Raw genomic sequence first — 11,646 nt, forward strand, 5'->3', positions numbered from 1 at the left:
GTGCGGGGCACGCTCTGGTCGAGGCTGGGTGTGCCGTGTGCTGGACGTGGCGGAGTCCGTCGGTACGTTGCTCGTTCGGCGCTAGGGCCGGGGCGGTTCAAACCGTTCGGACAAGCCGGCGGGCATCGAGGGTTGCGGGCCCTGCCGTCTTCGGTGCGGGGTACGGCTGGGGGTTGCATTTCTGCGTCACTTCGCCGGGCCATTCCCCGGCGACCGAGGACGGGAACTCCCGAAGCCGCCGTGGAACGGCTGGCTCGGCTCGTCGTACCGTTGGGTCTGGCCGCTGTAGCCGGAGGATGCCGGGGGTCCGTAGGCGTACGAGGCTTGGGGGTTGGACGGGCCTGCGGTGCCGGTGTACTGCTGGTTCGCCCAGTCGTACCCGGCGGTCGGATCCCCGTAGCCGGTGGGTGCCGGGGTTCCGTAGGCGTACGGCGCTTGGGGGTTGGAGGGGCCTGCGGTGCCGGTGTACTGCTGGCTCGGTATGTCGTACCCGTGGGCTTGGCCGCTGTAGCCGGAGGATGCCGGGAGTCCGTAGGCGTACGAGGCTTGGGGGTTGGACGGGCCTACGGTGCCGGTGTACTGCTGGCTCGTCCAGTCGTACCCGCCGGTCGGATCCCCGTAGCCGGTGGGTGCCGGGGTTCCGTAGGCGTACGGTGCTTGGGGGTTGGAGGGGCCTGCGGTGCCGGTGTACTGCTGGCTCGGTATGTCGTACCCGCCGGCCGGGCCGGTGGGTGCCGCGGATCCCCCAGCAGCCTGCTCTCTCAGCAGTCCTTCAGACCACTTCTTGAACTCTTCCTCCGCTTCCCTGTTCGACGCTATAGCCTGCGCAATACCGCTCTCGAATTTCGCGCGAGTCATTCCCCGTGCTGCAGCGAATTCCTCCTTGGACTGCCCGCTCTCTTTCCAGTCGAGAAAGAGTGCCATACTTCTGTTCGCACCGGACTGTTTTTCCCATTTGAGGTCTACGCCATACTTGAGGTGATTTTGTACCCAGTATCTGAAGGTTTCCCTTTTCTCCTTCAAGTCGTCTCGGGCGAAATCCGTTAGGTCCAGAGGGCTTTCATTGTAGCGTGCAAGGGCATCAGCAATAACTGCCCGATCATGGTTGGGTTTCCTTGGCTTTCCTGGCATTTATCATCTTTCCGGGTTCGGTGGTCGGTGAGGGGAGCGCCCGGCGCCCGTTCTCGCACCCTCTACTACGGCGCGCAGTGCCCGAACGGTTCAGCGGCGACGGCCTCTTCGCGTCCCCACGCGCCTGAGCGCGGTAGGGGTTCATGTGGACATCGATGTGATCAGCACGAAGGCGAAGGGATCCTTCACGCGGGCGGGCCGGCCGGCGGAGACATCGGCGGGATCCGCCGGCGATGCGGGGTCAGATGCGGGTAGGCGGCATCCGCGGTGTGGCAGATACCAGCACACCAGCCGGTCCGCCGCCCGCTCCCCCCTTGTCTCCCGCGCCTGCACCCGCGCGCCCGCGTAGACACGCGGCAGGTCGTGTCAGGGTGTAGCGCCCCGGCACGTGCTCGGTGAGCAGGTGGGCGCGGGTGAGCTCGGACGGTGAGCCGGGCACGCCGATGTCTTCGCCGGGGCAGGTCCGCGACCTCGACGGCACGCCGCTGGCGCATGCCGAGTCGGACCGACGGCCCGACCGGAAAGCCGCTCGACGCCGCCGGCCGGCACCCGTGACGCCCGGCGCACCTGCACGTCATCGTGCGAGCTGAGCGCCACCGCCAGGTCACGCCCCGGCTGTGTTTCACCGGTGGTGAGTGCCTCGACGACCGCGTCGCCCGGGCTGTGAAGGACGACCTGATCCTCGGGCCGAAGCCGGGCCCCGACGCTCGTCTGCGGGTCGAGTACGACTTCGTGCGCGAGCCGGCGCGCCGACCGGTGAACCACTCTGAGCCGCGACACGTGGTGCGGATGTCGATGAAGTGCCGCCGCAGTGGGCCGTGCAGTCCGCTGTGGCGTGCACGGCGAACTGGCGGATGCGGCCTCACCCGGCCATGACGGCCAGCGTGTCCCCCACTGGAACCCTCCGCACTAAGGAAGCGCTATGGCAACGGAGCAGCTCATCACGCCGCCGGTCGGCAGACCAAGCGACGGTGTCACTCCGCTGCGCCGGTTCGTGCCCGCGATCATGCTGTCTCAGTTCGGCTTCCACGTCGCGCTCACTACTCCGCTCCAACTGCTGCTCGCGTTGCACCTCAAGGACATCACGGGTGGCGAAGCGACCACCGCGTTCGGGATCGTCACAGGTTTCGGCGCGTTTGTCGCGATCGTGTTCACCCCCGTCGCCGGCCGGGTTTCGGACCGTACCCGTGTCCGGTTCGGCCGGCGCCGCCCCTGGCTCCTCACCGGCTCCCTGCTGGCCGCGCTTGCTTTGATCGGGGTGACTTTCACGACGCAGGTCTGGCAGGTCGTGCTGCTGTGGTGCGGAGTGCAGGCGGTCGCGAGCTTCCAGGACGCCGCGAACAGTGCCCTCGTCGCGGACCAGGTCGCCGAGCACCGCAGAGGAGGCGTATCCGGGTTCGTCGGCCTGGCCGCGGCCATGGGGCCGCTTATCGGCCTGTCACTTGCCAACGCGTTCCCGGAGGGAAGCGCCGGTCAGTGGTGGGCCATCGCGCTTTTCGCCATCGGGGCGAGCACCGTTGCCGTCCTCCTGCTGCGTGATCCGCGAAGCAGCACGCCGAAGCCACCGCTGAATCCGCGGGACGTTGCTTCGACGTTCTGGTTCGACCCGCGGAGCCACCCGGCGTTCGGATGGGCATGGCTCGTCCGCTTCCTGATCATGTGCGCTTTCGCATCCAGCACCTTCAGCACCTTCTTCCTCATGGAGCGCTTCGACGTAAGCGAGCAGGAGATCGGAGGTGTCGTGCTGAAACTTGCGGTGCTCACCATCGGATGCGTTGCCGTCTCCAGTGTGGTCGCCGGCTATCTCTCCGACATGTTTCGGCGGCAGAAGCCGTTTGTGGTCTTCGCCGGGGTGTTGGCGGCCGCAGCGCTCATCCTGATGGCGGGGGCCCGGGACATGGCGCTCATCTACGCGGGGGTGGCCGCCATCGGAGTCGGCCTGGGAACCTTTCTCGCCGTCGATCTGGCGGTGTGCGTACGGCTGCTGCCCAGCAAGGACGACGCGGGCAAGGACCTCGCGATCATCAACATCGCCGCTTCGCTGCCGCAGTCGTTCGTGCCGTTCGCCGCGCCCGCATTCCTGATGCTGGGCGGCTATCAGGCGCTTTTCACGGCTCTGGCCGCCATGGGTGTGCTCGGCGCTCTGGCCACCTTCAAGCTTCCCGAGATCGGACGCGAGCACGAGCCGAGCCGCTGGATCGCGCCGATCGCCGGCGGTGATCGGCTCCCGGAGCGGAAACACCACACCGAGCTTGCTCTCGTCCCCAGCACATCTGAAATAGAGTGAGGTTGCGCGCGTGATATCCCTCGAACCGGCGGTGGGCGAGACCGTCGACGCCCACCGGACCTGTGAGTTCGCTACTCTTGCCCGGGACGGCACCCCGATCGTCTGGCCGACGGTAACCCTTCGCCGCGACGACGGCACATTCCTCGTCACCACGTCGATCGGCTTGTCCCAGAAAGCGCTGAACGTTCGTCGTGACGGCCGGGTGGCCCTGCTCTTCTCCGATCCCACCGGCAGTGGGCTGGACGCCCCACAAGAGGTGTTCGTGCCGGGTACGGCGGTGTGTCCGGAGCAGATCGTGACCGCACCCTCGGGCGACGAGGCGTACTGGTCGATGCTCTTCGATCGTCAGCCCGACAGCCGACGCTCTATGGACCGGCCCGCCCGCTGGCTCATGGACTGGTACTACCTGCGGCTGAGCATCACCATCAGCCCCACCGAGGTGCGCACTCGCGCGCCTCTGACCACGCCGCCCGGTGACCGGGGCGACGCGGCAGGCCGGACGAGTTCCCTGCCCGGCGCCGGCATTCTCGCCCGCTTCCCCACCGCCGTGCTCGGCGCGCGGGACGCTCACGGTGCCCCGCTGCTCATGCGGACGCGGACCGTGGCGAGGCCCGACGGGTTCCTGGTCGAACCGGCCGCCGACTGCGACGTCGTACCCGGCCCGGCCAGCCTCCTCGTGCACCGCCACGATGACCGCCTCGCCGGCCTCTACTACGCACTGGTGCGGGGTGAGCTGCGGCAGTCCGATGACGGCGACTGGCTGCTGGTGCCACACCGGGTGATCGAGCCGATCGGCGACGGCGGCCCACGCACCCAGGTACGCACGCTGCGTACCGTTCGCCGGACGGCCACGGCCTATCTGCACGGGCGTGGTCTGCAGCGACCGCGTGTGGACTGGCAGGCTCTGAAGACTCTCGCCGCAGCGTCCGCGTCCCGGGCCGCCGCTGAAACCTGATCACCCGGGGTCCCGGCCGCAGCGAGGACACATCCGCGGCCCGGACAGCGAGAACAGCATGTCACCGGGGAGCCGTGGAGGCGCCTCCGCCGACTCGCGCGCCGCCGCGTGGCCCGCTTCACCTCGCCCCGGAAGCCGGCGGCATCAACTGGCCGCATGCCGCTGCCACCTGCTCACAGAAACAACGAAAGGCACTGCAAGATGACCGAGAACCAGGGGCGGATCCCCCTCGCAAAGGCTCACGTCACCGGGCTGGATCGCCGGATCGCCGGATCGGTGTTCACTCCGGATGACGCGGGCTACCCGGCGGCGGTGGCGGGGTTCAACCTGCTGTCGCAGCATCGGCCGAGCCTCGTCGTCGCCGCTTCTTCGGCCGGCGATGTGCAGACTGCGGTCGTTTTCGCCGCCGCGCATGACCTGCCCGTCGGGGTCATGGCCACCGGGCATCAGCCGTTCCCGCCGGCGGACGGCTTCCTGCTCATCACCACCGGCGACATGAACGCGGTGGAGATCGACGCCGACCGCTCCGTGGCCCGCGTGGGAGCCGGTGCGCGCGTATCGGACGTCGTGGAACTCGCCCAGACAGCCGGACTGGCGCCCCTGCACGGGTCGTCCCCGACCGTGGGAATCGTGGGCCTCACCCTCGGCGGTGGTCTGAGTCCGTTCCTGGGCCGGACTCACGGCTGGGCCGCCGATCACATCTTGTCCATCGAAGTGGTCACCCCGGACGGCGTGCTGCGCCGCGTCTCGGCGGAAACGGAACCGGAACTGTTCTGGGGCCTGCGTGGCGGACGCAGCAACTTCGGTGTCGTGACCGGGCTGGAGATCGAGCTCTTCCCGGTCACCTCCTTCTACGGCGGTGGAATCTACTACCCCGCCGGGGACGTAGAGGCCGTGCTGCGGGCTTTCCCCGAAGTCGTCCGCAACGCACCCGACGCGTTCACCTGCTCGGTGATGCTGCTGAACTTCCCGCCCGTCCCCGAGGTCCCCGAGATGTTGCGCGGTCGGTTCCTGGCGCACGTTCGGGTGGTCCACCTCGGCTCCGACGAGGAGGCCGAGAAGCTCATCGCGCCGTTCCGGGCCATCGGCCCCGCGGTTGTCGACACTGTGGGCCGCCACCCCTACAGCGAGTTCGGCGCCGTGCATTCCGACCCGGCCGATCCGATGCCGTACGAGGAGCACGGCACCGCCCTGACCGATCTTCCCGCCGAGGCCGTGGACCGGCTGGTGGAGAACGCCCAACTGATGGTGGGCAGTCCGGTCACGGCCCTGGAGATCCGCCACCTGGGCGGCGCGCTGGCGCAGCGGCCGCGTGCGGCGAGCCCTGTCGCCGCACGGGACGCCGTGTTCAACGTGTGGGGAATCACCGTCGGACCGCCGGAGGCGGTCGACGCCGGGATCTCCGCACTGCGCGAGATGGCCGAACGCCTGGAACCCTGGGCCGCGGCACGCATCCACACCAACTTCGCCGGCCGTGAGGACAGGGCCGAGCGGGTGTTCACCACCGCGGACCTCGACCGGCTGCGACGGCTGAAGCGGCAGTACGACCCGCGCAATCTCTTCCGGGTGAACAACCACAACATCACCCCGGAATAGGAACGCCGCGACACCCGCTCGTCCTGCCGGGGCGGCAAAGCGCGCCGGTTCCCGGGATGGTCACGGCGGGCAGCCTCTGCCGCCCGCGGCTGCCGCGGGTGAGTACCGGCAGGGCGGCTGGCTCCGATCCACGGCAGTACTCCCGGCCCCAGTACCGGCCATCGCATGTGGCGGCGCAAGACCTGCAGCATGGTCACCTTGGGAAACCAGGTCCTGCGAGCGACCGCGTCGCGGGGGACCACCGAGAAGGGCAACGATCTGTGGTACTCCGGCAAGGCCCGGCACTTCGCCGGGAACGTCCAGTTCCTCGCTGCCAACGCAACGCCGCCGAACTCAAACAACGCTGGCCACTCTGCAGCACGTCATCCTCAGCCCCAGCCGCATCGGCGCCATCGCCCAAGCCACCCTCACCTCAACGAGATCGCCGCTCAGGGGGGATGCGTCGGTTTCCTCGCCCCGCGGTGAACCGTTTCGGGTCTGGTTCCGTTGACACAGTTCAGAGGAACGCCGGGACGAGGTACAGGTGAGTCGCGTGTTGCCGGCGACGGCGGGTCTGGCTTCCAAGACCGAGGCAGCGGTGAAACGCATGCCTTCCCGAGATTCGATGGGGGTATCAGAACCATGCCCAATAGGCGTCAAACAACCAGTGGTCAGCAGGGCTCTCTGCGGAGGGGGCTTCGGGCTTTCCAGAACCCTTCAAACGCGGCCAGGGCGGTCATGCAGCAGTACGCAGAAAGTAGGCCGCGGCAGAGGCCGCAGCAGCAGGCGCCGCGTAGGGAACCGAGTCCTCCTCCTCCGTACGTTCCTCCGCCTTCGTACGAGGAGACTGCTGCGCAGGGGGAGGGTCCCCCCCATCCTGCGCGGGCGGGGGCTGGTCAGCAGCAAGGTGTGGCTGCCAGTTGGCCGTCGCAGCCTCAGGTGCCGGGGCAGTACGGGGGGTATCAAGATCCGGGGTTCCAGCCTCAGGTGCCGGGGCAGCAAGGTGTGGCTGCCAGTTGGCCGTCCCAGCCTCAGGTGCCGGGGCAGTACGGGGGGTATCAGGACCCGGGGTTCCAGCCTCAGACGCCGGGGCAGTACTGGGCGTATCAAGACCCGAGGTCCCAGGCTCAGGCACCGGGGCAGCAACAGGGGCGAACGCCGCAGGGCAACGGCCAGGGCAACGGCCAGGGCTACGGTCAAGGGACGCCCGTGTACCCAGGACAGGGGCAGCAACAGCAGGGGAGGGGCAGAGGCCACGCCAGGTGAGCACGCACCCGGTTCCCCACCACACATGGCTCAACGATCAAGTCGGTTCGGCAGGCTGGTCACCGCACCGCACCGCACCGCCCCGCGGCGTGAAGACGCGGGCCTGCTACGGGAGGACCGCGGGCCCTCGGGTCGCTGGTCGCGGCCGGATTGTCGCTGCCGATGCCTGGGGCGCATGGTGAACCGCCAAGACGCCGGAGCCGTAGAGAGATCGAGTCTGCCGATCCCTCATGGAGGTTCTCCGTGCCACGCTCTGCCGACGCCGAACACGCGGCCATACTCAACGCCCGGGACCCAGGCGGCCTGCCGGATGTGACGGACAAGGGCGGCAACATGCCGGACCCGTCCCAGGTGTCGAAGAGGAGTCCCGCGGTGCACGAGATCCAGGAACATCCCCGGTCCGCTGCGGAACATGGCGAAGAGAGCCAGGGCACGGGCCTTACCCTCAACGAGATCTTCTCGCCCGAAATGGAAGCACGGGTGCACGAGATGGTGGTCGGCGATCGCCGACACGGCCTGCTCCCTGTGAGCATCGCTCGGAACGATGAGGGAAGCGCGCCCACGCCCGGCCTCGTGTAGCGGGAAACCGACCGACGACTCCGGGGCTTCACCAGCGCTACCAGGACGGCATGGAGGACCAGATCGGCGCGCTCGGCCTGGTCCGCAACGCCGTCGTCCTCTGACGCCGGCGCCGCACCGCCCACCCGGCATCGCTGCGCGCCCCTGGGCATCGGCTTCCGGACCGCCGGCCGGGCCGACACCGTCCGCGCCCGCCGCGACCACGCCACCATCGATGCCGGACTGCGGCCGTGCGGGCCGCGGCGATCGGGACCGGCCCAGAAAAGATCGCTTCGCGCCGGGTTCCAGACCTGCCCCCGGGAGCAGCCGACCGGATGGCGTGCCGGCGCCGGGTGAACCGCTTGGAGCGGTGTCCCGTAGTGGCTTCCTGAGCCGCGGCCTTCAGGCACTGTGCGGGCCTGACGGCCGCGGCTCCCCTTTGTCCGTTGTCCCTGTCCTGCCGTCGTGCCCTGCGGCGGCCTGCCGGCGTCGCCCCGGCCCCGGAGACCGCCTTGCGCTTCCCACCCCGTGTACGGACACACTCCGGCGCCGAGCCGGCGCCGCGGCCCGAGGGCCGTGTCCGGGACGTCGACGTCCTGCGCGGGTTCGCGCTGCTGGGCATTCTCCTGGTCAACGCCCGCGCCATGGCCGGGCCGCACGTGGACCCGGCGGGCGTGCCGGTCGTGTCGTGGCCGGACGAGGTGGCCGGGTGGCTGGTCACGGCGCTGGTCAGCGGCAAGTTCTACCTGCTCTTCTCGTTCCTGTTCGGGTACAGCTTCACGCTGCAGCGGCTCTCGGCCGCGCGGGCCGGGGCTCCCTTCGCACCCCGGCACCTGCGCCGGTCGAGCTGCCTGTTCCTCCTGGGCCTCGCACACGGCTTCCTGCTGTTCGCCGGTGACGTACTGACGGTCTACGCGGTGCTGGGCCTCGTGCTGTTCGCGGTCCGCGACCTCGCGCCGCGCACGGCGCTGCGGGCGGCGGCCCTGCTCGTCGCCGCCGCGGCGGGAGCGCTGCTGGCCTGGGGCCTGCTCACAATCGCCCTCGCGGAACCCCAGCAGGGGCAGAACACCGCGGCCGCGGTGCACGAGGCGGTTGCCGCCTATCGGGGCGACCCTGCGTCGGTCGTCCGCACCAACGCGCGCTGGCTGCGCGACTCGCTCGGCTGGAACGTCGTCTACGGAGCCGACATGCTGGCCGCTTTCCTGGTGGGCCTGGCCGCCGGCCGCCGCGAGCTGCTCGCCGAGACCGCCGGCCGGTACCGCGCGTGGATGGTGCAGATCGTCATCAGCGGTCTGCCGGTCGGCCTGGCCGGAAGCATGTTCATGGCCTTCTGCCGCAACGGGCCGCTGGACGCGCGCTGGTACGACATCGGCTCGGCCGTCGGCGTGCTCACCGCCCCCGCGCTGACCGCGGCCTACGCGTGTGCCCTGCTGCTCCTGCTGTCCGCCCGGCCCTGCCGCCGGGTCGCCGCCGTCCTGGCCGGGGCAGGCCGCCTGTCCCTGACCCACTACCTCACCCAGTCCCTGGTGATGGCGCTGGTCTTCACCGGCTACGGACTGGGCTGGTACGGCCGCTACGGCACCGCGGCCGTCCTGCCGGGCTGCATCGCCCTGTACGCGGCGCAACTCGCCGCCGGCCGATGGCTGTTGCGCCGCTTCCGGTACGGCCCGGCCGAATGGCTGCTGCGTGCGGCCACGCTGGCGAAGAGGCCCTGAACCACCTGCCCGTCGTACGGCTTTCGCAGGACACCGCCGCCCGCCGCCACTTGTTCGCCGGAGGCGCTGAACTGTTTGCCGGTGGGGCCCGTTGCGGTGTGCGAGGACCGTGGTGACGTCGTGTCCGTGAGCGTTCCGCTTGAGGACCGCGGCGTGGCCCGGGCCGGGTTGCGCGGTCGGCAACGCCAGGTAGAGCGCGAGGAAAGGGGTGGTCATGAGCGTGAGTGAAGAGCCGGGCGGGCCCGGGGAGCCGGTGGGTCCGGGCAAGGCGGTGTCCGGTGGGGAGCCGTCTGAGGCGTCGCGTCCGATCGCCGTGATCATTTCCGGTGACGGGTCCGCCGAGATCGACGGGGTGCCCGTACCGGTGGTGGGGGAGGAGCCGGTCGACGTCGCGATCCTGGACACTCTGCACGGCTACGCCCATGCCCGGGACTCCGCGGTCATCGCGACCATTTCGGATCCGGCCGCGGGTTACGTCGCGGTTGTCGAGGTGGCGCCGGACGGTTCCAGCAGGCTGCTGGAGCAGCACGGGCAGGGGGCGGACGAGGACGGGGCATCCGGACCCGGCGGGTACTCCGCTCCCGCCGGCCTCGACGCCGAGGTCCCCGACTTCCCCGACGTGGGTTACGTGGGTGATGAGAAGGGCTTGCCGTCGCAGTCCGTACCGCCGGCGCTTGCGCCGCCTCCCGATCCCGGCCCGGGCCCGGACGAGGACTCCGGCCGGGGATTCGGCCGGGGGTCCGGTAGGGGGTTCGGCCGGGGATCCGGTGGAGGTTTCGGTGGGGGATTCGGTCGCCGGGGGCAGCAGAGCCAGTCCGACGACGAGTACCGGGCGCCCGGGCTGCTCAAGCGGCCCGTGTTCGTAGGGGCGGCGGGTGTCGCGGTGGCGGCCGTCATCCTCATACCGCTGATAGCGCTGGGCAGTTCGGGAGGCGGCGAGGAGCTGAACCAGTCCGCCGCCACCCAGGAGCCGGACGGGAGGCCGACGACGCAGCTCAACCCCGGAGTACCCGACCCCACGTTCCCGGGCACCTCATCGCCGAGCTCCTCGCCTTCGCCGTCGGACTCGCCGTCCGGCTCGAAGAAGCCGAAGCCGGAGGAAACAAAGAAGCCGAAGCCCAAGGGGACGAAGGACTCCCCGGAGACGGCGGGCCCGGAGAAGACGGAGGAGCCGGAGGAAACGGCGGAGCCAAGGTCGAAGCCGCCGGCGGGCCCGAGTACCGGGGCGGATCCCCGCGTCCCCAAGGACGAGATCGTGATCAGGAACAAGAAGTACGGCCTGTGCCTGGACCTCCCCGGCACCGGCAAGAGCACACCGGAGACCCGCACCCGGGACGCCGGCTGCAAGCCGTCTGGCGACGACAACCAGCGATGGGTCCTGGACCTGGTCGACAAGGGGGCCGGCACCCGCGGGGCCGACCTGTACGTGGTCCGCAACGCCGAGTCCGGCCTCTGCCTGGACCTGCCCGGCCGGGGCCCGGGGCAGGTGGGGTGGTCGATCCAGGTCTACGACTGCCTCGACAGCGCCAAGGACAACCAGCGCTGGTGGCTCCACCGGCGCCCGAACGGCACCTACTGGATCCGCAACCAGAAGAGCGGAGACATGTGTCTCGACGTGGCCAGGAAGAGCAAGAAGGATCCACACGCCAAGGTCACCCTCTACGGATGCAGCGACCTCGACGACCACCAGTGGAACTTCCTCACCAACTGAGCTCTTTCATCCTGGCCGTTGACCGGGTGAGGGGATGAATGCCCGCAACGCCCGGGGCTCCTGGTCCAGGCCCTCGACCGCGAATCGGTCTCTCTCCCGACGGCGTCACCTTCTGTCACTACGACTACCACGACGCCCGCGGTCACAACGATCGCCGGACTCGGCGACCACGTTCACCTGGGTGCGGACGGCCGTGGTGCGGCGCGCGCCGGGGGGCGGACTTCCGACAGCGCGGACAGGTCCCGGCCAGGTGATCGACGCGGATGTTGCCAGTCCGGGTGCGGATCTCCGCGGCGGTACGGGCGGTCTTGGTCAGGCCGCCTGTGGGCCGTCGCAGAAGCATGGGCGGATCGGCGGCAGGGAGCCGGTCGCGGCGGAACGGTGCGGTGCGGTGCGTCCACTGTGCCGATCTTCATGCGCCTTCGCTTCATTCGCGAAGGGGCCTGGC

At 69.8% G+C, this 11,646-nt stretch carries 7 protein-coding genes; 6 read left to right on the forward strand and 1 reads right to left on the reverse strand.

The genetic code is table 11. The features are described from left to right. Positions 1 to 186: 186 nt before the first annotated feature. The gene (locus O7599_RS23020) at positions 187 to 1,131 is read right to left on the reverse strand and encodes a hypothetical protein (protein ID WP_281617505.1); all 945 of its coding nucleotides are present in this window, start codon (positions 1,129 to 1,131) and stop codon (positions 187 to 189) included. A 922-nt stretch (positions 1,132 to 2,053) separates the two neighbouring features. On the opposite strand from O7599_RS23020, the gene O7599_RS23025 reads away from it, so the two are divergent. From O7599_RS23025 to O7599_RS23050, 6 genes are all read left to right on the forward strand, one after another. Then, on the forward strand, positions 2,054 to 3,418 hold the full coding sequence (locus O7599_RS23025) for an MFS transporter (protein WP_281617506.1): 1,365 nt from the start codon (positions 2,054 to 2,056) through the stop codon (positions 3,416 to 3,418). 10 nt (positions 3,419 to 3,428) lie between these two features. Next, the gene (locus tag O7599_RS23030; protein WP_281617507.1) at positions 3,429 to 4,373 is read left to right on the forward strand and encodes a pyridoxamine 5'-phosphate oxidase family protein; all 945 of its coding nucleotides are present in this window, start codon (positions 3,429 to 3,431) and stop codon (positions 4,371 to 4,373) included. A gap of 108 nt (positions 4,374 to 4,481) precedes the next feature. Further along, positions 4,482 to 5,969, forward strand: a complete 1,488-nt coding sequence (locus O7599_RS23035) for an FAD-binding oxidoreductase (RefSeq protein WP_281617508.1) — start codon at positions 4,482 to 4,484, stop codon at positions 5,967 to 5,969. A gap of 1,488 nt (positions 5,970 to 7,457) precedes the next feature. Continuing rightward, positions 7,458 to 7,793, forward strand: a complete 336-nt coding sequence (locus tag O7599_RS23040; RefSeq protein WP_281617509.1) for a hypothetical protein — start codon at positions 7,458 to 7,460, stop codon at positions 7,791 to 7,793. A 491-nt stretch (positions 7,794 to 8,284) separates the two neighbouring features. Continuing rightward, entirely contained in the window at positions 8,285 to 9,487 is a 1,203-nt protein-coding gene (locus O7599_RS23045) for a DUF418 domain-containing protein (protein ID WP_281617510.1), read from the forward strand. Between the two features lie 214 nt (positions 9,488 to 9,701). Beyond that, positions 9,702 to 11,198, forward strand: coding sequence for an RICIN domain-containing protein (locus tag O7599_RS23050; RefSeq protein WP_281617511.1), 1,497 nt, complete (start codon positions 9,702 to 9,704; stop codon positions 11,196 to 11,198). Positions 11,199 to 11,646: the final 448 nt, after the last annotated feature.

The organism is Streptomyces sp. WMMC500 (genome assembly GCF_027497195.1).
GTDB lineage: Bacteria > Actinomycetota > Actinomycetes > Streptomycetales > Streptomycetaceae > Streptomyces.

Excerpts from the sequence above, each read along its gene's own strand:
- O7599_RS23020 (WP_281617505.1), bottom strand. The coding sequence starts at position 1,131 with ATGCCAGGAAAGCCAAGGAAACCCAACCATGATCGGGCAGTTATTGCT.
- O7599_RS23025 (WP_281617506.1), top strand. The coding sequence starts at position 2,054 with ATGGCAACGGAGCAGCTCATCACGCCGCCGGTCGGCAGACCAAGCGAC.
- O7599_RS23050 (WP_281617511.1), top strand. The coding sequence starts at position 9,702 with ATGAGCGTGAGTGAAGAGCCGGGCGGGCCCGGGGAGCCGGTGGGTCCG.